The 21,553-nt window shown below is 68.2% G+C and carries 25 protein-coding genes; 15 read left to right on the top strand and 10 right to left on the bottom strand.

The genetic code is table 11. The features are described 5' to 3' along the window. Positions 1-50 precede the first annotated feature (50 nt). The 5 genes from HH110_RS17375 to HH110_RS17395 all read left to right on the top strand — a co-directional run bounded on the left by HH110_RS17375 (position 51) and on the right by HH110_RS17395 (position 4,777). Entirely contained in the window at positions 51-689 is a 639-nt protein-coding gene (locus tag HH110_RS17375) for a PepSY-associated TM helix domain-containing protein (RefSeq protein WP_176990816.1), read from the top strand. Between the two features lie 25 nt (positions 690-714). Beyond that, on the top strand, positions 715-1,233 hold the full coding sequence (locus HH110_RS17380) for a DUF2271 domain-containing protein (protein WP_102789113.1): 519 nt from the start codon (positions 715-717) through the stop codon (positions 1,231-1,233). A 25-nt stretch (positions 1,234-1,258) separates the two neighbouring features. Then, entirely contained in the window at positions 1,259-2,065 is an 807-nt protein-coding gene (locus tag HH110_RS17385; protein ID WP_176990817.1) for a DUF4198 domain-containing protein, read from the top strand. Positions 2,066-2,186: 121 nt separating this feature from the next. Then, the gene (locus tag HH110_RS17390; RefSeq protein ID WP_176990818.1) at positions 2,187-3,167 is read left to right on the top strand and encodes an FAD:protein FMN transferase; all 981 of its coding nucleotides are present in this window, start codon (positions 2,187-2,189) and stop codon (positions 3,165-3,167) included. Further along, the gene (locus HH110_RS17395) at positions 3,164-4,777 is read left to right on the top strand and encodes a flavodoxin domain-containing protein (RefSeq protein WP_176990819.1); all 1,614 of its coding nucleotides are present in this window, start codon (positions 3,164-3,166) and stop codon (positions 4,775-4,777) included. Before HH110_RS17390 ends, HH110_RS17395 begins: the two co-directional genes overlap by 4 nt. A gap of 16 nt (positions 4,778-4,793) precedes the next feature. Here HH110_RS17395 and HH110_RS17400 read toward each other — a convergent pair whose 3' ends face one another. The 4 genes from HH110_RS17400 to HH110_RS17415 form a co-directional block, all read right to left on the bottom strand. Continuing rightward, entirely contained in the window at positions 4,794-5,405 is a 612-nt protein-coding gene (locus tag HH110_RS17400; RefSeq protein ID WP_176990820.1) for a HutD family protein, read from the bottom strand. 36 nt (positions 5,406-5,441) lie between these two features. After that, positions 5,442-6,149, bottom strand: coding sequence for a murein L,D-transpeptidase catalytic domain family protein (locus tag HH110_RS17405; protein WP_176990821.1), 708 nt, complete (start codon positions 6,147-6,149; stop codon positions 5,442-5,444). A 27-nt stretch (positions 6,150-6,176) separates the two neighbouring features. Then, positions 6,177-7,238 (bottom strand): L,D-transpeptidase, encoded by a 1,062-nt coding sequence (locus HH110_RS17410; protein WP_176990822.1) that lies wholly within the window; start codon positions 7,236-7,238, stop codon positions 6,177-6,179. Between the two features lie 383 nt (positions 7,239-7,621). Continuing rightward, positions 7,622-7,897 carry a ComEA family DNA-binding protein gene (locus tag HH110_RS17415; protein WP_176990850.1) on the bottom strand — a complete coding sequence of 92 codons (276 nt, stop codon included), beginning with the start codon at positions 7,895-7,897 and terminating at the stop codon, positions 7,622-7,624. A gap of 253 nt (positions 7,898-8,150) precedes the next feature. On the opposite strand from HH110_RS17415, the gene HH110_RS17420 reads away from it, so the two are divergent. The 4 genes from HH110_RS17420 to murU are packed head-to-tail and all read left to right on the top strand — an operon-like array spanning position 8,151 to position 11,759. Next, positions 8,151-9,644, top strand: a complete 1,494-nt coding sequence (locus HH110_RS17420; RefSeq protein ID WP_176990823.1) for a M20 family metallopeptidase — start codon at positions 8,151-8,153, stop codon at positions 9,642-9,644. A 60-nt stretch (positions 9,645-9,704) separates the two neighbouring features. Continuing rightward, complete coding sequence (locus HH110_RS17425) at positions 9,705-9,974, top strand: GlsB/YeaQ/YmgE family stress response membrane protein (protein WP_176990824.1); 270 nt, start codon at positions 9,705-9,707, stop codon at positions 9,972-9,974. Between the two features lie 58 nt (positions 9,975-10,032). Next, positions 10,033-11,058 (top strand): aminoglycoside phosphotransferase family protein, encoded by a 1,026-nt coding sequence (locus HH110_RS17430; protein WP_176990825.1) that lies wholly within the window; start codon positions 10,033-10,035, stop codon positions 11,056-11,058. Further along, the gene (murU, locus tag HH110_RS17435; RefSeq protein ID WP_176990826.1) at positions 11,055-11,759 is read left to right on the top strand and encodes an N-acetylmuramate alpha-1-phosphate uridylyltransferase MurU; all 705 of its coding nucleotides are present in this window, start codon (positions 11,055-11,057) and stop codon (positions 11,757-11,759) included. Before HH110_RS17430 ends, murU begins: the two co-directional genes overlap by 4 nt. Before the next feature lie 8 nt (positions 11,760-11,767). Here the strand turns inward: murU and hda are convergent, their stop codons facing one another. The 3 genes from hda to HH110_RS17450 are packed head-to-tail and all read right to left on the bottom strand — an operon-like array spanning position 11,768 to position 14,762. Next, positions 11,768-12,478 (bottom strand): DnaA regulatory inactivator Hda, encoded by a 711-nt coding sequence (gene hda, locus HH110_RS17440; RefSeq protein WP_176990827.1) that lies wholly within the window; start codon positions 12,476-12,478, stop codon positions 11,768-11,770. Next, complete coding sequence (locus HH110_RS17445) at positions 12,475-13,647, bottom strand: AI-2E family transporter (protein ID WP_176990828.1); 1,173 nt, start codon at positions 13,645-13,647, stop codon at positions 12,475-12,477. The genes hda and HH110_RS17445 overlap by 4 nt, the downstream gene beginning before the upstream one ends. Continuing rightward, positions 13,644-14,762, bottom strand: coding sequence for a DUF2066 domain-containing protein (locus tag HH110_RS17450; protein WP_241696618.1), 1,119 nt, complete (start codon positions 14,760-14,762; stop codon positions 13,644-13,646). The genes HH110_RS17445 and HH110_RS17450 overlap by 4 nt, the downstream gene beginning before the upstream one ends. 138 nt (positions 14,763-14,900) lie before the next feature. Here HH110_RS17450 and purM point away from each other — a divergent pair, with 138 nt between their 5' ends. The 5 genes from purM to HH110_RS17475 all read left to right on the top strand — a co-directional run bounded on the left by purM (position 14,901) and on the right by HH110_RS17475 (position 18,598). Then, positions 14,901-15,926 (top strand): phosphoribosylformylglycinamidine cyclo-ligase, encoded by a 1,026-nt coding sequence (gene purM, locus HH110_RS17455; RefSeq protein WP_176990851.1) that lies wholly within the window; start codon positions 14,901-14,903, stop codon positions 15,924-15,926. A gap of 8 nt (positions 15,927-15,934) precedes the next feature. Then, the gene (locus HH110_RS17460) at positions 15,935-16,417 is read left to right on the top strand and encodes a hypothetical protein (protein WP_241696619.1); all 483 of its coding nucleotides are present in this window, start codon (positions 15,935-15,937) and stop codon (positions 16,415-16,417) included. Next, positions 16,414-17,067, top strand: a complete 654-nt coding sequence (gene purN / locus HH110_RS17465; protein WP_176990830.1) for a phosphoribosylglycinamide formyltransferase — start codon at positions 16,414-16,416, stop codon at positions 17,065-17,067. Before HH110_RS17460 ends, purN begins: the two co-directional genes overlap by 4 nt. 68 nt (positions 17,068-17,135) lie before the next feature. After that, a complete protein-coding gene (locus HH110_RS17470; RefSeq protein ID WP_176990831.1) occupies positions 17,136-17,912 on the top strand; it encodes a DUF3108 domain-containing protein in 777 nt (258 codons plus the stop codon). A gap of 2 nt (positions 17,913-17,914) precedes the next feature. After that, entirely contained in the window at positions 17,915-18,598 is a 684-nt protein-coding gene (locus HH110_RS17475; RefSeq protein ID WP_176990832.1) for a DUF3108 domain-containing protein, read from the top strand. A gap of 33 nt (positions 18,599-18,631) precedes the next feature. On the opposite strand, the gene HH110_RS17480 is transcribed toward HH110_RS17475, so the two are convergent. The 3 genes from HH110_RS17480 to HH110_RS17490 are packed head-to-tail and all read right to left on the bottom strand — an operon-like array spanning position 18,632 to position 20,490. Then, the gene (locus HH110_RS17480; RefSeq protein WP_176990833.1) at positions 18,632-18,940 is read right to left on the bottom strand and encodes an EF-hand domain-containing protein; all 309 of its coding nucleotides are present in this window, start codon (positions 18,938-18,940) and stop codon (positions 18,632-18,634) included. Next, complete coding sequence (murA, locus tag HH110_RS17485; RefSeq protein WP_176990834.1) at positions 18,937-20,211, bottom strand: UDP-N-acetylglucosamine 1-carboxyvinyltransferase; 1,275 nt, start codon at positions 20,209-20,211, stop codon at positions 18,937-18,939. Before murA ends, HH110_RS17480 begins: the two co-directional genes overlap by 4 nt. Positions 20,212-20,256: 45 nt before the next feature. After that, complete coding sequence (locus HH110_RS17490) at positions 20,257-20,490, bottom strand: BolA family protein (protein WP_176990835.1); 234 nt, start codon at positions 20,488-20,490, stop codon at positions 20,257-20,259. A gap of 53 nt (positions 20,491-20,543) precedes the next feature. On the opposite strand from HH110_RS17490, the gene HH110_RS17495 reads away from it, so the two are divergent. Continuing rightward, positions 20,544-21,545 (top strand): KpsF/GutQ family sugar-phosphate isomerase, encoded by a 1,002-nt coding sequence (locus tag HH110_RS17495; RefSeq protein WP_176990836.1) that lies wholly within the window; start codon positions 20,544-20,546, stop codon positions 21,543-21,545. Positions 21,546-21,553 lie beyond the last annotated feature (8 nt).

The following is a 21,553-nucleotide window of genomic DNA, read 5'->3' on the forward strand; positions in this document are numbered from 1 at the left end:
TCATTCTCATCAATGGTGTAATTCGCCCCTCAGCACTTCCTCCTGCGACCGTGGCCACCAGCGCTCCCTCTTCCAGCGTGCAACAACAACGCCGCGGCTTCTGGCTGCGCACGCTGCACCAGTGGCACTGGATCAGCTCCGCGGTGTGCCTGATCGGCATGCTGCTGTTCGCCGCGACCGGCATCACCTTGAACCACGCATCCAGGATCGAAGCCAAGCCGGAGGTGGTCAGCCGCCAGCTGGAGCTGCCTGTCGACCTGCTCGGCAAGCTCGGCGAGCGCGCCGATGGCCACGCACCGATTCCCCGCGTGGCCACCCGCTGGCTGGATGCGCAGCTCGGCATCTCGATCGGGCGCCGCCCGGCCGAATGGTCCGATGGCGAAATCTACCTGTCCCTGCCCAGCCCGGGGGCCGATGCCTGGTTGAGCATCGACCGCGAATCGGGCGCCGTGGAGTACGAATCCACCGCGCGCGGCTGGGTGTCCTATTTCAACGATCTGCATAAAGGGCGCAATGCCGGGCCCGCCTGGGGCTGGTTCCTGGATATCTTCGCCGTGGCCTGCCTGGTGTTCTGCATCACCGGCCTGTTCCTGCTGCACCTGCATGCCCGCCAGCGCCGCATGACCTGGCCGCTGGTCGGCCTGGGCCTGCTGATCCCGCTGCTGATCGCCCTGATCCTCATCCACTGACCTTCCCTTCCCGGAGCCGCACACCATGCGCGTCACCCTGACCATCGCCCTGAGCGGCCTGCTGGCCACCTCGCCGGCCTACGCCACCACCCTGGACATCAATGTCGAGGTGCCCAAGCTCAACGTGGCCGAGTACCACCGCCCGTATGTGGCCGTGTGGCTGGAAGGTGCCGACCAGAAGGTCGCCGCCAACCTGTCGGTCTGGTACCAGCAGACCGGCAACAGCGAAGGCCATGGCACCAAGTGGCTGCCTGACCTGCGCCAGTGGTGGCGCAAGAGCGGCCGCACCCTGGAGGTGCCGGTGGACGGCGTGACCGGTCCGACCCGCCCGGTCGGCAAGCATGCGCTGTCGTTCAACGACAAGCAGCCGGCGCTCAAGGCACTCGCGCCGGGCAACTACACCCTCGTGGTGGAAGCGGTGCGCGAAGTCGGCGGCCGCGAACTGCTCAAAATCCCCTTCACCTGGCCGGTCACGGCCGCACAGACGGGCAAGGCCCAGGGCGCGACCGAACTCGGTCTGGTCACCCTGTCCGCCAAGCCCTGATACCCCATCCACCTGGAGTTTTTCGATGAAGCGCACGCTCGTCCTCGCCGCCGCCATGGCCGCCGCACTTCCGTTCTCCGCCCTGGCCCACAAGGCCTGGCTGCAGCCCTCGCAGACCGTGATCGCGGGCACCAACCCGTGGATCACCGTCGATGCGGCGGTCTCCAACGACCTGTTCTACTTCAACCACGTGCCGCTGCGCCTGGACAACCTGATCATCACCGCGCCCGATGGCAGCACCGTGCAGCCGCAGAACGCGGCGACCGGCAAGTTCCGCAGCGTGTTCGATGTCGAGCTGACCCAGCAGGGCACCTACCGCCTGGCCACGATCAACAACGGCCTGTCGGCCAGCTGGGAAGAAGACGGCAAGCCCAAGCGCTGGCGTGGTACCCCGGCCACCTTCGCCACCGAGGTGCCGAAGAACGCGAAGAACCTGCAGGTCTCGCAGTCGGTCGGCCGCGTGGAGACCTTCGTCACCAACGGCACCCCGAACGACACCGCGCTCAAGCCGACCAACCAGGGCATCGAGATGATCGCGCTGGCCCACCCGAACGATCTGGTCGCCGGTGAAGCCGCGCGCTTCCGCGTGCTGGTCGACGGCAAGCCGACCGCCGGCCTGGCGTTCGAGATCACCCGCGGCGGCACCCGGTACCGCAACGCGCAGGACGAGATCAAGGTCAGCACCGATGCCAAGGGCGAGTTCGCCGTCACCTGGCCGGAAGCGGGCATGTACTGGCTGGAAACCGGCACCGAGGACAGCAAGACCTCGATCAAGGAAGCCAAGAAGCGTCGCCTGAGCTACGTGGCCACGCTGGAAGTGCTGCCGGAGTAACCGCCTGCGGCGCAGGCGCTGCACGCGCCCTCCACCTCACCCGCCCCCCTCGACACGACGGGGGCTTTCACCCGACGCAGTCCGGCCATCGGGCTTACTAGGCCCCGACGTGCCCACCTCCATGAACAACCCGGATCTCGACATCGCCAGCCTCGGCGGCCACACCATGGGCACCACGTGGCAGGTAAAGCTGGCCGTGGCACGCAGCCGCGACCTGCATCCGCTGCACGCCGGCATCCAGGCGCAGCTGGACGCCATCGTGGCGCAGATGAGCACGTGGGAAGCCGACAGCGATATCGCGCGTTTCAACCGGGCGCCCGCCGGTGAATGGCAGGCGTTGCCGCCGTTGTTCGACACGGTGCTGCAGTGCGCGCTGGAGATCGCACAGCGCAGTGGCGGCGCCTTCGATCCGACCGTGGGTCCGCTGGTGGCGCTGTGGGGGTTCGGCGCGCAGGCGCAGGCCCGGCAGATTCCCGATGCGGCCGCCCTCGCCGCGACCCGTGCGCGGTGTGGCTGGCAACGCCTGCAGTGGCAGCCCGGTCGCCTGCGGCAACCCGGTGGGCTGGCGCTGGATCTCTCGGCGATCGCCAAGGGCTTTGGCGTCGACCAGGTCAGCGCGTGGCTGCGCCAGAACGGTGTGCAGGCAGCGCTGGTGGAAGTCGGCGGCGAGCTGCACGGGTTCGGACGCAAGCCCGACAGTCAGCCGTGGCGCGTGCTGGTGGAATCCGCTCCGGAAGACGATGCGCAGGCAGACCATCCGCCGCGCGTGCTCGCGCTGACGGAGCGTGCGGTCGCCACCTCCGGTGATCGTTGGCACCATTTCGAGCACGGCGGTGAGCAGTACAGCCATACCCTGGATCCGCGCATCGGTGCGCCGGTCACACGCGCCGCGGCCGCGGTCACCGTGGTTGCCGACAGCGCCATGCAGGCCGATGCCTGGGCCACCGCATTGACGGTGATGGGCGCCGACGACGGCATGGCATTTGCGCGCACCCATGCGCTGGCCGCACGCTTTGTCAGCCGGGGGACGCACGGTATCGAGGAACACATGAGTCCCGCATTCGAACACCTGCTCGCCGACGACCGCGTGGACGCGGCATGAGTCTGCGTCCTTCCCGTGCGTGGCTGGGCAACCTGGCGGTGATTCTGGTGCTGGCGGCCATCGCCTGGGCGCTGCTGCGCCTGCATCTGGGTGAAGCGTGGTGGCAGAGCGCACCCCTGGCCGCGCAGTGGCGCTGGGCCGCCGGCAGCCTGCTGCTTTATGCGGCGTTCTGCGCGCTGATCTGGTGGCGTGGACGACCGCGCGAGGCGCGCGTGGCCGATGACGGACCCGCCCCCATCCTGCTGGTCTGGGCGAGCCAGACCGGCTTCGCGCAGCAGCTGTGCGAACGCAGTGCGGACGCGTTGCGCGCTGCCGGACTGCCGGTCCGCATCCGCGCGCTGCATGCGGTGACGGCCGAGCTTCTGCAGCGCAGCGGGCAGGTGTTGTTCGTGGTCAGCACCACCGGCGAAGGCGATGCGCCGGATCATGCGCTGCCCTTCCTGCGCAACGTGATGCCGCAGTCGCTGGCCCTGCCACAACTGCAGTACGGCGTGCTGGCGCTGGGCGACCGCAGCTATGGGCACTTCTGCGCGTTCGGCCACCAGCTCGATGCGTGGCTGCGCCAGCACGGCGCGCATCCGCTGTTCGACACGGTCGAGGTGGACAACGCCGATCCCGGCGCACTGCGCCACTGGCAGCAACTGCTCGGCCAGCTGGGCGGTGAAGCCACCGAACTGCCGGACTGGGCGCCGGCCGACTATCTGCCGTGGCAACTGCAGGCGCGGCACCTGGAAAACCCGGGCAGCCCGGGCGCGCCGACCTACCGCATCACGCTGGTGCCGGCCGACGGCGTGCTGCCGCTGTGGCAGGCCGGCGACGTCGTCGAGATCGGACCGCAGCATGCACCGGCCGAGGTCGAGGCCTGGCTGCGTGATACCGCGTGGGAGGGCGATGCGGACATCGATGGACGGCCGCTGCGTGCGCATCTCGCGCGGGCGCACCTCCCGGATGCCGACGAAATTCCGGCATCGGCCGACACGACCGCACTGGTGGCCGCACTCCGTCCGCTTCCGCACCGCGAGTACTCGATCGCCAGCCTGCCTGCCGAAGGCCAGGTGCAGCTGCTGCTGCGCCGCCAGCTGCGTCCGGATGGGACGCCGGGGCTGGGCAGCGGGTGGCTGTGCGATCACGCCGCGCTGGAGGGGCAGATCGATCTGCGCTTCCGCAGCAACCCGAATTTCCACGGTGTCGCCGCCGCGACGCCGCTGATCCTGATCGGCAACGGCACCGGCATCGCCGGCCTGCGCGCCCACCTGCGCGAGCGCATCAGCGCCGGCGCGCGCCGCAACTGGCTGCTGTTCGGCGAACGCACGGCCGCGCACGACTTCTTCTTCGGCGACGACCTGCGCGCCTGGCTGCGCGATGGCTGGATCGCGCGGCTGGATACGGTGTTCAGTCGCGATGGTGGCGAGCATCACTACATCCAGGACCGTCTGCAGGCGCACATCGGCGAACTGCAGCAGTGGGTGCATGACGGGGCCACCATCCTGGTCTGCGGCAGCCTGCAGGGCATGGCGCCGACGGTGGATGCGGTGATCGAGCAGGCGCTGGGTCGCGACGGCAAAGAAGCGCTGATCGTGGCCGGTCGCTACCGGCGCGACGTGTACTGAGGTTACGTGCCGCTGCTCACGCAGCGCGGCCGCCCGCACTCACGCGGATCGCCAGCAACTCGCCGCCGCCATGCAATGCAAACCGTCGGCGCTCACCGGCCGCCAACCAGGCGGTATCACCGGCGGCCAGCGGTGCCAGCGACGGCTCGCCCTCGAATTCGGCCTGACCGGCAAGCAGATGAATCGCCCACGCCGCCTCCGGCTCGGTGAAGAAGAACATGCTGCCCACCAGCGGCCGGTGCAGCAGCTCGGCCTGCACGGCATCGCGCCGCCACATCAGATTGAAATCGTGGGTCACGCCATCGACCAGTTCGCCGGTGACCTGCGCTTCACCGGCGAAGCGCAGGCGCTCATGCGGCGGCATCAGTGTGTGCACGGCGCCGTCGGCGAAGCGCAGGCGCAGGCCTTCGCCACGCAGCAGCACCAGTTCGCGGTCGATGCCGGGAAACGCGGAGAACGCGGCGTCCTGTTCGATCTCGGCGATCGACAGGCGCACCTGCCAGTTGTCGTTGTCGGGCAGGCGCAGGATCTCGCGGGTCCAGCCGAGGCCATTGCGCCAGCGTTCGCGGCGGTACTCGAAGGAGGGAATGACGCGGCTGGCCGCGCCCAGGACGGTATCGGTCGACATGCGCCTAGTGTGCCTGAGCGGCGCACCGCAGTGCGCTCAGGACGCGCCGCCGCAATCGGGTTCGAGCAGGCGCGAACGCGCCAGCCAGTCTTTGTCGGGGTAATACGCGAACACCATCGTGCCGCCGCGCAGGCTGTCGATCAGCGGCCGGGCCACGGACAGGCGCACCGCCGGGCAGCCCAGGCTGCGGCCCAGGCGCCCCTGCAGGCGCGCGATCGCAGGATTCACGTACGGCGCGCCGTGGATGACGATCGCGCGGTCGCGGGCGTGGTCGTTGAAGCCCGGTTCCAGTCCTTCCAGCCGCAGCGAATAGCCGTTGCCGCCCATGTAGGTTTCCTTGGCGGTGAACGCACCCAGGCTGGACATGAAGCTGCCGTCCTTGTTGGAGAAATGCTGGGTGCGGTTGTCGCCACTGTTGCGGCCATGCGCGACCCACTCCTCGAACAGCAGCCGCTGGCGGGTCAGATCAAAAATCCACATGCGCGGTTCGGTCGAGGGTCGCGAGTAATCGATCACGCTCAGTTTGCCCGGGTCGATGCCGAGTTCCGGACGACGCAGCGCGCAGTGCATCGCACGGGCCGCCAGCTGCAGCACCTGCTTATCCGCGGCCGGCGCGGCCTTGGCCAGCATCTCGGCCATCTGCACCGGGCTGGCGGTCGGGGCCGGCGCAGGGCTGGCCGCGCCGGCCGTGGCGGACGCGATCAGGCCGCAGAACGCGGCAGGCAGCAATTTCACAACGGACATGGGCAGCACGCCAACCGGAGGCAACCCTTACAAAGTGGACCCACCGGCGTCCGATTCCAAGACAGGCTGCAGGTTCTGTTCATCGGCCACCGGGCGTACCGCCGGCAGGCTGGTGACCAGCAGCGTGGTGCCAGGCACCAGCACGCTGTACAGCTGCTCGGCGAATTCCGGCGGCAGCGCCATCGGCAGGCTGGGCGTGGCGAGCAGGTCCGGCGTCGCATTGGCGGCGGTCTGGCCCAGCAGCGGATAGGCGGTCCAGCGGTGCAGCGGGCGGTGCGGGTCCAGCGGGCTGGGGTTGTCCTGGTAGCCCTGGCCCATCACGAACAGGGTCGTCCCCTCGAAGGCCGGCAGGGCCTTGGCTTCCAACCGCGACTCGCCGATCAGCACGCCGTCGCGCAGCACGTACAGGCGCTGGTCGTGCAGGCTGACCAGGATGCCCACCTGGCCGGCCGGGGCCGCCGCATCGTTCCAGTAATGCGCCGGGGCGTCGGTGCTCTCGACCAGCGGTTTGCCGGTGCTGCTGACCGGTGCCAGCACCGCCGGATAGGCCAGCGTCATCGGTGCGCTCTTGGCATCGGCCACCACCACGGTATCGCCACGATGGGTCTCACCGAACAGTTTCTGCGCGAACGCCTGCGGCAGCCGCACGCAACCGTGCGAGGCCGGATGCCCGGGCAGGCTGCCGCCGTGCAGCGCAATGCCATCCCAGGTCAGGCGCTGCATGTAAGGCATCGGCGCGCTGTTGTAGAGGTTGGACTTGTGGTCCTTGTCCTTCTGCAGGATCGTGAACACACCGGTCGGCGTTTCATGCCCGGTCTTGCCCGAGCTGATCGTGCTCATGCCGATCGCGATGCCGTTGCGGTAGACGTAGGCGCGCTGCTCATCCAGGCTGACCACCAGCACGATCGGACCGGCCGGAGAAATCTCGGGGTGCCAGAGGAATTCGCCGGGCTTGAGATCGGTCGGGCCGCGCGGGGCCTCGGTGGTCTTGGTGGCCGTCGGCGCAGTGTTGGCGGCGGTGGCGGGAAGCATCCCGGTCGCCAGCAGCGTCCCGAGCGCCAGACTCAACAGCGTGCTGCGTACTGCCATGTCGTGCATCCATTCGAAGAGATGCCGCCACGCTACACGAAGTGCCTGCATGCGTTCGCGAAAACAAGGGAGCACAAAAAGTAATTGCCCGGCCACACATCCCTGTGCAGACCGGGCAATCGATACATCCTTGTCGGCATCCCGCCTTCCCCCTGTGCATCCTGCCCAGTCTGGGTGCCGGCCATGCTCCGTGCACTCGGCCGTATATGCTTCCGCCATCTCAGCCCTTCCCGGGGTCTGGATGCCACCGTCCTGGTGGGTCCGCGCCAATCCTTCCGCGCCGCTTCCGTGCGTGCTGCGTCCTGCAGCTGTCGGTGCCGCCGCGGCCTCCTGCCGTGGCGACCAGTGACCGGCGTCCTGCCTGTCCCGACCCGTCCTGTTGTTCAGCGCCTCGGTACGGAGGCCGGCGCTGCCCTCCTGGGCGGTGCCTCGACCGGTGCCTGCCTGGCGCCGGTCGTCATCCGTTGTCGATTCCGTTCGACGGTCGCTGTCCCTATCCCCTTCACCCGCGCCAGATCCTCGACGTGTTCGAAGGGTCCGTGTTGTCGCCGGTACGCGACGATCGCTTCGGCCTTCATCGGCCCCACGTTCGCCAATCCCTGCTGCAGCGTCGACGCATCCGCCGTATTGATGTTGATCCGATCGGCCGCGAAGGCCATTCCGCTCAACAGCAGTCCCAGCACCAGCGCCCTGCACGAAAACCAAGGTCCCACTGTGTAACTCCTTGTGGCTCGGAACCGGCCCCTGCCGGCAATCCTGTCGAAGGTTCCAGCGTCCCTCGCCACATACACACAGCCTATCGTCCACGGCACCTTCACACAGCAGGCCTAACACCCGAAGTGGTGTAGGGAAATACCTACCCCAGCGCAGGCGTAGAATGGCGGGACTTGTCAAAAGCACTCCGGAGTTCAGATGGACAGCGCCAAGCTCGGCCAATTCGTCAGTGAAAAGTGGGACAACGAGATCGTCCCGCAATTGGTCGATTACATCCGTATCCCCAACAAATCGCCGATGTTCGACGCCGATTGGGTCGCCAACGGCTACATGGAACAGGCCGTCACCCTGATGGAAACCTGGGCCAAGGCTCAGAAGCTGCCGGGCCTGACCGTCGAGGTCGTGCGCCTGGAAGGCCGCACCCCGCTGCTGCTGCTGGAAATCCCGGCCTCCGGCGCCGAGACCGGCGACGACACCATCCTGCTCTACGGTCACCTGGACAAGCAGCCGGAAATGACCGGCTGGGACGACGATCTCGGCCCGTGGAACCCGGTGCTGCGCGGCGACAAGCTGTATGGCCGCGGCGGCGCCGATGACGGCTACGCGATGTTCGGTTCGCTGGCGGCCGTGCTGGCGCTGCAGGAACAGGGCCTGCCGCACGCACGCTGCGTGATCCTGATCGAAGCCTGCGAAGAATCCGGCAGCTACGACCTGCCCGCCTATGTCGACCACCTGGCCGACCGCATCGGCAAGCCGTCGCTGGTCGTCTGTCTGGATTCGGGCTGCGCCAACTATGACCAGCTGTGGTGCACCACCTCGCTGCGCGGCCTGACCGGCGGCAACTTCTCGGTCAAGGTGCTCAACGAAGGCGTGCATTCCGGCGATGCCTCCGGCGTGATCCCGTCCAGCTTCCGCCTGCTGCGCCAGCTGATCTCGCGCATCGAGGACGAGAACACCGGCCGCATCCTGATCGACGGCATGAACGTCGAGATCCCGGCCGAGCGCCAGGAACAGGCCAAGCGTGCCGCCGAAGTGGTGGACACCGCGATCTTCGAGAAATTCCCGATGGTCGACGGCCTGCGGCCGATGAACGACGACCTGGCCGAACTGGTGCTCAACCGCACCTGGCGCCCGGCGCTGTCGGTCACCGGTGTGGACGGCCTGCCGCCGCTGGCGTCTGCCGGCAACGTGCTGCGTCCGCATACCGCGGTGAAGCTGTCGCTGCGCCTGCCGCCGACCGCGGACGGCAAGGCCTGCGGCGAGCTGCTCAAGGAAGCCCTGCTGCGCGATCCGCCGAACGGTGCGGAAGTGAAGCTGGACCTGGAAAAGGCCTCCAGCGGCTGGAACGCTCCGGCGATGGCGCCGTGGCTGACCCAGGCGATCGACGATGCCAGCCAGACCTTCTTCGGCAAGCCGGCGATGTACATGGGCGAAGGCGGCTCGATCCCGTTCATGGGCATGCTCGGCGAGAAGTTCCCGGGCGCGCAGTTCATGATCACCGGTGTGCTCGGCCCGCACTCCAATGCACACGGCCCGAACGAGTTCCTGCACATCCCGATGGGCAAGCGCGTGACCTCGTGCGTGTCCAAGGTGATCAGCGAGCATTACGCGGCCAGCCTGCGTGGCGAGACCAGCGGTTCGCCGGTCGCCGCCGACAGCGGCACCCGTCACGGCGGCCACGGCTGCTGCTGACGTTGGCGGACGCAGCCTGGCCTTGCTAGGCTGCGTCCACCCTCTACTGACGTCTTTGGCATGAACGGACTGTTTGGCAGCACCAGCTGGCTCTACATCATCCTGGTCGGCTTCGTCGTCGGTCTGCTCGGGCGTTTCTTCATGCCCGGCAACAACCGCATGGGCTGCCTGCTGACCATCGTGCTCGGCATCGTCGGCGCCCTGCTGGCCGGCTGGTTCGGCCAGTACATGGGCTGGTATGCGCGCGGCGAGCCCGCCGGGTTCATCGGCGCCATCCTCGGTGCGGTCGTGGTCCTGGCCGTGCTTCGGCTGTTCAGCAGCAAGCGCTGAGCACCGCCCCTCTCTTCTTTCCCGCGCGCCCCCCGGCGCCGCTTCGACGTACCCGTCCATGAACGATCCTGCTTCCGATCCGCTGCGCGCCGAACTCCGCCGGCAGTGGACCTGCGCCGCCCTCGGCGACCCGGCCACCGCGCTCGACCGTGCCTCGGTCGACGCCGGTTTCCGCAGCTACTGGCGCGCCACCAGCGCGCGCGGCAGCCACATCGTGATGGACTCCCCGCCGGGGCTGGAGGACGTGCGGCCGTGGCTGCGCATGCACGACCTGCTCGAGCCCCATGGTGTACGCGTGCCGCAGGTACTGGCGCGCGATGAGGACAACGGTTTCCTGCTGCTGGAAGACCTGGGCGGCCCCACCCTGGCCCGCCATATCGACACCAGCAACGCCGACGCCTGGTTCGATGCCGCGTTCGCACAGCTGATCCGGCTGCAGTCGATCCCGGTGCCGGAGGGCATGGGCAGCTTCGGCGAGGCGCTGCTGCAGCGCGACGCCGGCCTGTTCGACGAATGGTTCCTGCAGCGTCACCTCGGCCTGGAGCTGGACTGTGGCGAGATCGAGAACCTGCAGCGCATGCATCGCCTGCTGATGGACAACGCGCTGCAGCAGCCGCAGGTGCTGACCCACCGCGATTTCATGCCGCGCAACCTGATGCCGATCGACGGTGGCCCGGCGGTACTGGACTTCCAGGATCTGGTGCGCGGGCCGATCGCCTACGACCCGGTCAGCCTGTTCAAGGACGCGTTCCTGAGCTGGCCGATCGAGCGGGTGGACGTCTGGCTGGCGCGCTATCACGCGCTCGCCTTGGCCGCCGGGCTGCCGGTGCGGCCATGGCCGCAGTTCCTGCGCGATGCCGACTGGATGGGCGTGCAGCGCCATCTGAAAATCCTCGGTCTGTTCGTCCGCCTGCGCGACCGCGACGGCAAGGGCCACTACTTCGAGGACGCCCCCCGTTTCATCCAGTACCTCGACGAAGTGCTGCCCCGCCATCCCGAACTTGCACCACTGCACGCCCTGTTCGAGCTGCGGATCAAACCGGCCCTGGCCCGCATCGCCGAGCCGGTGCTGGCGCGCCCATGAAAGCGATGATCTTCTCGGCCGGCAAGGGCGAGCGCATGCGCCCGCTGACCCTGCACACGCCCAAGCCATTGCTGGTGGCTGGCGGCAAGCCGCTGATCGTCTGGCACCTGGAACGGCTCGCCGCGGCAGGCATCAATGAGGTGGTGATCAATACCGCGTGGCTCGGCGACCAGTTCGCGCCCGCGCTCGGCGACGGTGCGCGCTGGGGGCTGCGGCTGCACTTCGTCGACGAAGGCGCGGTGCCGCTGGAAACCGGCGGCGGCATTCTCAACGCGCTGCCGATCCTCGGCGAGGCACCGTTCCTGGTGATCAACGGCGATGTGTGGACGGATGTGGATGTCGCCACGCTGCCGCGCACGCCCGCCGGTGATGCGCATCTGGTGCTGGTCGACAATCCTGCGCAGCACCCGCGTGGCGATTTCATCCTGCACGCCGATGGTCGCGTCAGCGATGACGGCGACGGCGCGCGACTCACCTATGCCGGTGTGGGCGTGTACCGCCCGGCGATCATCGACGGTTGGCGCGCGGTGATCGGCGCGACCGTCGGCGCCGCTGCAACGCCCCCGCAGTTTGGCCTGGCCCCGCTGCTACGGCATGCGATGGCGCAGGGCCGCGTGACCGGCCAGCACCATCGCGGCCGATGGACCGATGTGGGCACACCGGAACGCCTGGCGCAGCTGGATGCGGAACTGAACGCCTGACCCTGCCCTTACAACAGGTGCGGACCGTCTTCCAGAACCTGCCGCAGGAAGGGCACGGTGATGCGGCGTTGCGCCGCCAGTGATTCGCGGTCCAGCCAGTCCAGCAGGCTGACCAGGCTGCCCAGCTCGCGGCCGGTGCGGGTCAGCAGCCATTCGATCGCCGCCTCATCGATCGCCAGTCCACGTCGCGCCGCACGCTCGCGCAGCACCGCCGCGCGGCCTTCGTCGTCCAGCGGCTGCAGCACCACCCGCACACACTGCTGCAGGCGTGAACGCAGGTCCGGCAACACCAGCCCGAGCTGGTCCGGTGCGTGCTGCGCGGTGTACAGCAGGGTGATCCCCGTCGCGCGCGCACGGTTGTGGAAATCGAACAACGCCACTTCGTCGTCGCGCTGCCCGGCCACGGCATCCAGCCCATCCAGCGCGACCAGGTCGCGGCCTTCCAGTGATTCCAGCGCGGCGCGCGTGCGCCCCACCACCGCCTTCAGCGGCAAGTAGGTCGGCTGGCGGCCGGCCTGTTCGGCCAGCGAGCACATCGCCAGCGCCTGATGGGTCTTGCCGGTGCCCGGCGCGCCCTCCAGGTACACCCAGTCATGCGCGGCGCCCACGGCAATGGCGCGCAGCTGCGCCAGCGCACCATCCGGCGCACCGATGAACGTCTCCAACCGCTCGTCCTGCGGGTAGCGCAGGGCAAGCGGCAACTGCGGAACGACACTCACTGCGCGTCCGGCCCCTTCGGGTTGCCCACGATCACGATCTCGGGCTTGTCGACATACGCATCGAGCACGATCGCCGACTTCTCACCGGCATACAGATCGCTCTGGCGATAGCGCTGGTGCGCGTAACGCAGCAGCACGTTGCTGACCGCCGCCACCGGCAGTGCCAGCAGCATGCCGAGGAAGCCGAACAGCTGGCCGCCGGCCATCACCGCGAAGATCACCGCCACCGGGTGCAGGCCGATCTTGTCGCCGACGATGCGCGGGGTCAGCACGTAGCTTTCCAGCAGCTGGCCCACGGTGAACACCACGCCGACCAGGATCAGCAGTTTCAGATCGAAGCCCTGTGCCTGTACCAGCGCCGCCGCCACCGCCATCACGATGCCGGTGGTCGCGCCCAGATACGGGATGAAGCTGATCAGGCCGGCAACCAGGCCGATCAACAGGCCCAGCTTCAGGCCGACCAGCGACAGGCCCGCGGCGTACACCACGCCCAGCGCGATCATCACCAGGAACTGGCCACGGATGAACGCACCCAGCACCTCGTCCGACTCACGCGCCAGCTTGGTGATGGTGCCGACATGGTTGCGCGGAATCATCGAGGCCACGCGCTCGACCAGCTTGTCCCAGTCGCGCAGGAAGTAGAACGCCAGGATCGGCAGCAGCAGGATGTTGACCACCCATGTGACCATGGTGAAGCCCGAGCGCTGCACGTAGCCGAAGAAGGTCTTGGCGAACCCGCCGGCCTGCTGCCAGTGGCTGCGCACCCATTCGATCAGGCGGTCCGGGTCCATCCACTGCATGATCTCGAGCCCGGTCTTCTGCTCGAACCACGGGATGCCCTTTTCCATCAGCCACTGCTGCGCCTGCGGGATCGCCGCCACCAAGGTGGCGACCTGGCGTTCGATCATCGGCACCAGGATCAGCAGCGCGGCGGTGATCAGCAGGATCATGGCCACGAACACCAGCACCACGCCGGTGTTGCGCGAGCGGCCGGTCGCTTCGATCCGGTCGACCAGCGGGTCGCCCAGCCAGGCCAGCGCCAACGCCAGCACGAACGGGGTCAGGATCGGGCCGAGCAGCCAGATCACCCAGCCGGCGAAAAGCGCCACCAGTACGAATTTCAACCGTCGGAGGAACTGCGCGATTTCTGCTTCGGGGGTGAGGATCATCGCAGGCGATACTCGTTGCTGGCAGGCGGCGGCAGGGCCGAGGGACTGGTTTCATCGATCGGCACCGGCAGCGGCGCGGTCGGCGCGATCACGCCGTTGTCGCCCAGCATGCGGTTCAGGCCGGCCAGGCCGGTGGTCATCTCCAGCGACAGCTCCAGGCGGTCGCCCGAGGCGCGCACCGGGGTGACGTTGCGGACCACGGCGGTCTCGCGCAGGCCGGCGGCCAGGCGCATGTAGTCCTCGGCGCTGTTCAGGCCCAGCACCACGATGGTGTACGTGCCGGCGGCACCGGTGGCGGCACCGGCCTTGGCGTACCGGCGCACCAGCGCATCGGCGGCACCATCGGCGCCACTGGCCATGGCGCGACGGGCGTCGCTGTCCTTGGTGGTCCACTTGTTGAGCTCTTTGCCACCGTCGACGAACACCCAGTCGGCCACCCAGCCGCTGCCATCGCGGTAGAGCTTGCCGATCAGCTGCATCGGCGGGGCATAGCGCGCCGAGGCGCGGGCCACGGACGCGGTGTCCTGGCGCCAGATCGCGCCGACCAGCGCCTGCTCGGCCGCGCTGCCCGAGGGCAGGCCCAGCTTGTAGCCGCGCTCGATGGCGCGATTCAGCAGCGGGCGGGCCGCATTGGCCTGCTGGACGGTCACCAGGCGCGGGCCGGAGCCGTCGTCGATGGCCAGCCAGATCACCGGCTTGGGACGCGGCTGCGGCCACAGCGGCAGGCCGAGGGCCGAGATCAGGCCATCGACGTCATCCTCGCGGAACCGGGCGACCAGGATCGTGCGGTAGCTCGGCGCGCCACCGGCCGAGGTGCTCTGGTCCTGGCGGTAGTCATAGCTGGCCACGTAATCCTTGGCATTGCGCAGGGCCTGCATCACGCCGGGGCGGCTCATCACGCTGCGGTCGCCCGACAGTTTGGCCAGCACATTGCCCAGCGCCCTGGCCAGGGCACCGTTGCGGTCCGAATCGGCCTGGCTGTTGACCGGGACCTCGGCCTCGTAAGCGCCACTGGCACTGGCCACATCGCCTTCGGTGCGCAGGCCGCTCTGGGCCATCGAGGCCACCGGCAGGCACAACGCGAGGAACATCATGAAAAAGAGGCTGCGGCGCATCAGGACTTCCATTGAGCGTATCCGGGGGGAATTGTTGCCCGAATAGGGCCTGCGCGCCAACGTGGCCTGTTAAAATCGCGCTTTCACCCCAGCGCAGCGCCGACGCCCGTGACCAATTCCCCGTCCCATCCCTCTCCCCTGACCTATCGCGACGCCGGTGTCGACATCGACGCGGGCAATGAGCTGGTCGAGCGCATCAAGCCGCTGGTGAAGCGCAGTTTCCGCCCGGAAGTCATGGGCGGGCTGGGTGGCTTCGGCGCCCTGTTCGACCTCTCCAACAAGTACCGCGAGCCGGTCCTGGTCTCGGGTACGGATGGCGTGGGCACCAAGCTGAAGCTTGCACAACAGCTGGGCCGCCACGATACGATCGGCATCGATCTGGTCGCCATGTGCGTGAACGACGTGCTGGTGCAGGGCGCCGAGCCGCTGTTCTTCCTGGATTATTTCGCCACCGGCAAGCTGGACATCGACACCGCTGCGGCGGTCGTGGGCGGCATCGCCAACGGCTGCACCGAGGCCGGTTGCGCGCTGATCGGCGGTGAAACCGCGGAAATGCCGGACATGTATGCCCCGGGCGAGTACGACCTGGCCGGCTTCACCGTCGCCGGCGTCGAGAAGAGCGAGCTGAAGGACGGCGCCAGCGTGGCCGCCGGCGACGTGCTGATCGGCATCGCCTCCTCCGGCCCGCACTCCAACGGCTACTCGCTGGTGCGCCGCATCTACGACCGCGCCGGCCAGCCGGCCGAGCTGGAACTGGAGGGCGGGGTCAAGCTGGTCGATGCGCTGATGGCGCCGACCCGCCTGTACGTCAAGCCGATCCTGGCGCTGCTGAAGACCCACGGCGCGGCGATCCACGGCATGGCCCACATCACCGGTGGCGGCCTGACCGAGAACATCATCCGCGTGGTGCCCGACGGCCTGGGCCTGGACATCAAGGCCGATGCCTGGACCCTGCCGCCGGTGTTCCAGTGGCTGCAGAAGGAAGGCGCCGTGGCCGACAGCGAAATGTGGCGCACCTTCAACTGCGGCATCGGCTTCGTGCTGATCGTGGCCGCCGACCAGGTCGCCGCGGTCAGTGCGGCCGTGGCCGCGCAGGGCCTGGAGCACTGGACCATCGGTGAAGTGACCACCGCCGACGGCGCCGAACGCGTCAAGATCGGCTGAGCCCGGCCATGGAGCCCCGCCCGGAGGCCGCTGCTCAACCGCCGTCGCTGCCCGTCGCAGCGGCGCCGGCCCTGCCGGCCACCGCGGGTGACACCTCGCAGCTGCAGTTGCTGTCGGTCTTCCACTATGTCGTGGCTGGCCTGACCGCCCTGTTCTCGCTGTTCCCGCTGATCTACCTGCTGATGGGGGTGGCGGTGATCTTCGCCGCGCCGACGCCGCTGGCGCCCGGTGAGGCGCCGCCGCCGTTCGATCCGCGCCTGATCGGCTGGGTGTTCGTGCTGATCGGCGGCCTCGGCTGCGCGGCCGGACTGGTCCTGGCCGGCTACATGGCCTACGCCGGGCGGTGCCTGGCGCAGCGCCGACGCTACCTGTTGTGCATGGTCGTGGCTGGCATCGCCTGCATCTTCATGCCGTTCGGCACCGCGCTGGGTGTGTTCACCCTGGTGGTGCTGTCACGCCCGGCAGTCAAGGCGGCCTTCGAAACCGCATGAGCAGCCGTATCGCCGTACTCGCCTCCGGCCGGGGCAGCAATCTCCAGGCCATCCTCGATGCCATCGCCGCGCAGCGGCTGGATGCGCAGGTTGTGGCCGTGCTCTCGGACAAACCCGAGGCCTCGGCCCTGCTCAAGGTCGGCCCGGGGCAGCGCTGGGCACGCTCGCCCAGGGACTTCGCCGACCGCGCCGCCTTCGACGCCGCGATGGCGGAGGCGCTGGAGGCCTTCGCCCCGGACTGGATCGTCTGCGCCGGTTACATGCGCATCCTCGGCCCGGCCTTCGTGGCGCGGTTCGACGGGCGCCTGGTCAATATCCACCCCTCGTTGCTGCCGCTGTACAAAGGCCTGCACACCCATGCCCGCGCGCTCGAGGCCGGTGATGCCGAGCACGGCGCCAGCGTGCACTTCGTGGTGCCCGAACTGGATGCCGGCACCGTGCTCGCCCAGGCCCGGGTGCCCGTGCAGGCCGGCGACACCGCCGAGACGCTGGCGCTGCGGGTGCTGGCGGTGGAGCATCCGCTGCTGATCGCCAGCCTCTCGCTGCTGGTCAGCGGCCGCGTAACTGAACAGGCAGGTCAGCTCCAGCTCGATGGTCACCCCCTGTTTAGCCCGCTGCGCCTAGATTGCGCCGGACAGCTGAACCGATAAGCGCCGCGCACACGCGCCGCTGATCCGGGCGCTGGCATTCTTTCCCCTTTCTCCAACGACCGGCCCGCATGAGAACGCCTGTGTTCAAGCCCGTGCTGCTGATGGCATCCCTGCTGTGCACCGCTGCTCTTGCCCACGCGCAGGAGACGCCCACGCCACCGCTGCCCGCGTTGCCTGCCATGGACTGGGAGGCGCCGCCGCTGCAGCCCTTCACCGCCACCTACCAGGCCCTCTACAAGGGCAAGCAGGCCGGCGATGCGACCATGCGCGTCACCCACACCGGGGGCGACCAGTGGCGCGTGGACATGCAGGTGGTCGGCCGCAGTGGCTTTGCCAGTGTGCTCGGGCTGAACCTGGAACAGAGCACGGTGTTCGAGAACCGCAACGGCACCTATGTGCCGTTGAGCCAGAGCACGGTGCGCAAAGGCCTGTTCCTCGGCAAGAAGGTCACCGGCACCTACGACTGGAAGGCCGGCACCGCGCAGTGGCTGGGCGACCTGAAGAAGGAGCGCCGCCAGCCGATTCCGCTGCAGCCCGGCGACCAGAGCGCGCTGCTGCTGAACCTGGCGATCATGCGCGACGCCCGCCCCGGTGGGCAGATGCATTACCGCTATGTGGACGTGGGCCGCGTCCGCCAGCACGACTACCAGGCCGCGCCGGACACCGAGAACGTGCCGGTCGGCGATCTGTCCTACAACGCGCTGCGGGTGTATCGCACCAACGGCGGCAATGACGAAACCATCCTCTGGATCGCCAACGGTGTCCCCACGCCGGTGCGCATCCTGCAACGCGAAGACGGCGAAGATCGGATTGATCTGCGCCTGATCGAATACCAAGGAGTCTGAGCATGACCACACTGAACCGTCCGCTGACCTGGATCGCCGCCGGCGCGCTTGCCGTGGTGAGCCTGCCCGCGATGGCACTGCAGCCGTTCAAGGCCGATTACCAGGCCAGCTACATGGGCATGCAGGCCAACGGCACCATGACCCTCACCAGCGAAGGCGCCAATAAGTGGCGTTACAGCCTCAACGTCAAGAACCAGCTGGCCGATCTCAGCCAGAACACCGTGTTCGAGGAAGCCAACGGCCGCCTCCGCCCGCTGAGCAGCAACGACCGCTCGGTGCTGCTGGTCAAGAAGCGCAACGTGGATGCCACCTACAACTGGAGCAGCAACCAGGCCACCTGGACCGGCGACGTGAAGCCGGACCGCCGTGGTCCGGTCGCGCTCAAGGCCGGTGACATGGATGCCCTGCTGATCAACCTGGCGATCGCGCGCGACCTGGCCGCCGGCAAGCCGCTGAATTACCGCATGGTCGACGAAGGCCGGATCAAGCCGATGTCCTACAAGGTGGTCGGCAAGGAAAAGATCACGGTGGGCGGCAAGTCCTACGACGCGACCAAGGTCTCGCGCGTGGATGGCAACAAGGAACTGATCGCCTGGATCGTGCCGGAGTTCCCGGTGCCGGCGCGCCTGCTGCAGCGTGAGAGCGGCAAGGATGCGCTGGATCTGACGATCAAAGGGATGAATTGACCAAGAAAAACGCCCGCTTGCGCGGGCGTTTTTTCATTCCGGCTTGGCTTCGCCGAACACCGTCCTGCAGTCGACCCGGATCTGCTGGCGCGTGTCGCGCCAGTAGTAGGTGCTGCAGTGGCGGTTGCCGTCGACCTTCTTCTCCACGCCGACCGCATAGAACGACTGGAACACCTCGGTACGGCTGACCGTGCCGTCCGCGTTCCAGTCCATGTCTTCCTGCTGGATGCCCTGGGTGATCGCGATGCCGGCGTACCAGGCATAGCCCAGCCACGCCAGCACGATCAGTACCAGGACCAGCAGCGCCTTGCGGCGGCGGGTGAACCGGCCGCGCAGGATCATGCCGCGACGCGCCGGATGGTGGCGCCCAGCGAAGACAGCTTCTCTTCGATGTTCTCGTAGCCGCGGTCCAGGTGGTAGATGCGGTCGATGGTGGTATCCCCCTCGGCCATCAGGCCCGCCAGGATCAGCGAGGCCGATGCGCGCAGGTCGGTCGCCATCACCGGCGCACCGCTGAGCTGTTCGGTGCCGCGCACGATCGCGGTATGCCCTTCGACCTGGATGTCCGCGCCCAGGCGCAGCAGTTCGTTGACGTGCATGAAACGGTTTTCGAAGATCGTCTCGTTGATCACGCCCACACCGTCGGCCACGCAGTTGAGCGCCATGAACTGCGCCTGCATGTCGGTCGGGAACGCCGGGTACGGCGCGGTGGTCAGGTTGACCGCGCGTGGGCGCTTGCCTTCCATGTCCAGGGTGATGCTGTCTTCCGTGGTCTCGATCTTCGCACCGGCCTCGACCAGCTTGGACAGCACCGCATCCATGGTGTTCGGGCGCGCGCGGTTGACCGTGACCTTGCCGCCGGTCATCGCCGCGGCCACCAGGAAGGTGCCGGTTTCGATGCGGTCGGGCAGCACTTCATGACGGCCGCCGGAGAGCTTCTCCACGCCTTCGATCACCAGACGGGCGGTGCCCAGGCCTTCGATCTTCGCGCCGAGCGCGATCAGGCAGTGCGCCAGGTCTGTGACTTCCGGCTCCATCGCCGCGTTGTCCAGCACGGTGGTGCCTTCCGCCAGCACGGCGGCCATCAGCACGTTCTCGGTGCCGGTGACGCTGACCATGTCGAAGGTGAAGTGCGCACCCTTCAGGCGCTTGGCCTGGGCCTTGATGAAGCCGTTCTCGACGGTGATTTCCGCCCCCAGGGCCTGCAGGCCCTTGATGTGCTGGTCGACCGGACGCGAGCCGATCGCGCAGCCGCCCGGCAGCGACACTTCGGCCGCGCCGAAGCGGGCCAGCAGCGGGCCCAGCACCAGGATCGAGGCGCGCATGGTCTTGACCAGCTCGTACGGGGCCACGTGCTGGTCCACAGAACGCGGGTCGACCACGATCGCACTGCCGCGCGACAGGGTGCCCTGGTCGATGGTGACCTTGGCACCCAGCTCGCCGAGCAGCTTCACGGTGGTGACCACGTCGTGCAGGTGCGGCACGTTGGTGATTTCCACCGGCGCATCGGCCAGCAGGGTGGCGCACAGGATGGGGAGGACAGCGTTCTTGGCGCCGGAAATGTTCACTTCACCGTGCAGCGGCTTGCCGCCGGTCACTACGATCTTGGCCATGGAGTCTGCGCAATAAGAAAAAGGAGGGGGGCTTGGTGGGTCGGCTTACCGACCCGCTTCGGCCGGGGTGACGGTCTTCAGCGCCAGCGCGTGGATCGCCCCGCCCATCAGATCGCCCAGGGTCGCGTAGACCATGCGGTGGCGCGCCAGCGGCATTTTGCCGGCAAAGGCGTCGCAGACCACGGTGGCCTCGAAGTGCACGCCGTCGTCACCCTGCACGTCCGCGCGGGCGCCAGGCAGGCCGGTTTCGATCAGATTGCGGATGGTCTCGGCGTCCAACGGGCTTTCCTAATAAAATGAGCGCTCATTCTACTCTTCCACGTGGCGCTCGCATGGCTGTCTCGCCCCAACTCCCCCATCCGGCCGACGCTGCGGCACTGGTCGCCAGCGGCCGCCGCGTGTTCGAGATCGAGCGCGATGCGCTGGGCGCGGTCGCCGACCGGCTGGGCGAAGCGTTCAGCCAGGCCTGCCAGCTGATGCTGCAGAGCAAGGGCCGCGTGGTCGCCACCGGGATGGGCAAGTCCGGCCACGTGGCGCGCAAGATCGCCGCCACGCTGGCCTCGACCGGGACCCCGGCCTTCTACGTGCATCCCGGTGAAGCCGGGCATGGCGACCTGGGCATGATCACCAGCGCCGACGTGGTGCTGGCGCTGTCCTACTCGGGCGAGTCCGACGAACTGCTGATGCTGCTGCCGGTGCTCAAGCGCCAGGGCAACCGCCTGATCGCGATGACCGGGCGGCCGCAGTCCAGCCTGGCCACCGCGGCCGACGTTCACCTGGATGTCAGCGTGCCGGCCGAGGCCTGCCCGCTGGCCCTGGCCCCCACCTCCAGCACCACCGCCTCGCTGGCCATGGGTGATGCGCTGGCCGTGGCCCTGCTGGATGCCCGCGGCTTCACCGCCGACGATTTCGCCCGCTCGCACCCGGCCGGCAGCCTGGGCCGCCGCCTGCTGCTGCACATCACCGATGTCATGCACAGCGGCGATGAGCTGCCGCGCGTGGGCGTCGATGCCAGCCTCAGCGAGGCCTTGGTGGAAATGAGCCGCAAGCGCCTGGGCATGACCGCCGTGGTGGATGCCGACAACCGGCTGATCGGCCTGTTCACCGACGGCGACCTGCGCCGCGCGCTGGATACCGACCTGGACGTCCGCAGCGCGCGGATCGCCGATGTGATGACCCGTGGCCCGCGCACGATCGGCGCCGATCAGCTGGCGGCCGAGGCCGCGCAGCTGATGGAAGCCCACAAGATCACCGGCCTGCTGGTGGTCGATGCGGAGGGTCACCTGGTCGGCGCACTCAACATTCATGACCTGTTGCGGGCCCGGGTGGTTTAAACCACAGT

Origin of the sequence: Stenotrophomonas sp. SAM-B (genome assembly GCF_013387485.1) — a bacterium.
Classification (GTDB): Bacteria; Pseudomonadota; Gammaproteobacteria; order Xanthomonadales; family Xanthomonadaceae; genus Stenotrophomonas; species Stenotrophomonas maltophilia_AA.

Coding starts and splice junctions, on each gene's coding strand:
- HH110_RS17380 (WP_102789113.1), top strand. CDS start 715: ATGCGCGTCACCCTGACCATCGCCCTGAGCGGCCTGCTGGCCACCTCG.
- HH110_RS17385 (WP_176990817.1), top strand. CDS start 1,259: ATGAAGCGCACGCTCGTCCTCGCCGCCGCCATGGCCGCCGCACTTCCG.
- HH110_RS17390 (WP_176990818.1), top strand. CDS start 2,187: ATGAACAACCCGGATCTCGACATCGCCAGCCTCGGCGGCCACACCATG.
- HH110_RS17395 (WP_176990819.1), top strand. CDS start 3,164: ATGAGTCTGCGTCCTTCCCGTGCGTGGCTGGGCAACCTGGCGGTGATT.
- HH110_RS17400 (WP_176990820.1), bottom strand. CDS start 5,405: ATGTCGACCGATACCGTCCTGGGCGCGGCCAGCCGCGTCATTCCCTCC.
- HH110_RS17405 (WP_176990821.1), bottom strand. CDS start 6,149: ATGTCCGTTGTGAAATTGCTGCCTGCCGCGTTCTGCGGCCTGATCGCG.
- HH110_RS17410 (WP_176990822.1), bottom strand. CDS start 7,238: ATGGCAGTACGCAGCACGCTGTTGAGTCTGGCGCTCGGGACGCTGCTG.
- HH110_RS17415 (WP_176990850.1), bottom strand. CDS start 7,897: ATGGCCTTCGCGGCCGATCGGATCAACATCAATACGGCGGATGCGTCG.
- HH110_RS17420 (WP_176990823.1), top strand. CDS start 8,151: ATGGACAGCGCCAAGCTCGGCCAATTCGTCAGTGAAAAGTGGGACAAC.
- HH110_RS17425 (WP_176990824.1), top strand. CDS start 9,705: ATGAACGGACTGTTTGGCAGCACCAGCTGGCTCTACATCATCCTGGTC.
- HH110_RS17430 (WP_176990825.1), top strand. CDS start 10,033: ATGAACGATCCTGCTTCCGATCCGCTGCGCGCCGAACTCCGCCGGCAG.
- murU (WP_176990826.1), top strand. CDS start 11,055: ATGAAAGCGATGATCTTCTCGGCCGGCAAGGGCGAGCGCATGCGCCCG.
- HH110_RS17445 (WP_176990828.1), bottom strand. CDS start 13,647: ATGATCCTCACCCCCGAAGCAGAAATCGCGCAGTTCCTCCGACGGTTG.
- HH110_RS17450 (WP_241696618.1), bottom strand. CDS start 14,762: ATGCGCCGCAGCCTCTTTTTCATGATGTTCCTCGCGTTGTGCCTGCCG.
- HH110_RS17460 (WP_241696619.1), top strand. CDS start 15,935: ATGGAGCCCCGCCCGGAGGCCGCTGCTCAACCGCCGTCGCTGCCCGTC.
- purN (WP_176990830.1), top strand. CDS start 16,414: ATGAGCAGCCGTATCGCCGTACTCGCCTCCGGCCGGGGCAGCAATCTC.
- HH110_RS17470 (WP_176990831.1), top strand. CDS start 17,136: ATGAGAACGCCTGTGTTCAAGCCCGTGCTGCTGATGGCATCCCTGCTG.
- HH110_RS17475 (WP_176990832.1), top strand. CDS start 17,915: ATGACCACACTGAACCGTCCGCTGACCTGGATCGCCGCCGGCGCGCTT.
- HH110_RS17480 (WP_176990833.1), bottom strand. CDS start 18,940: ATGATCCTGCGCGGCCGGTTCACCCGCCGCCGCAAGGCGCTGCTGGTC.
- murA (WP_176990834.1), bottom strand. CDS start 20,211: ATGGCCAAGATCGTAGTGACCGGCGGCAAGCCGCTGCACGGTGAAGTG.
- HH110_RS17495 (WP_176990836.1), top strand. CDS start 20,544: ATGGCTGTCTCGCCCCAACTCCCCCATCCGGCCGACGCTGCGGCACTG.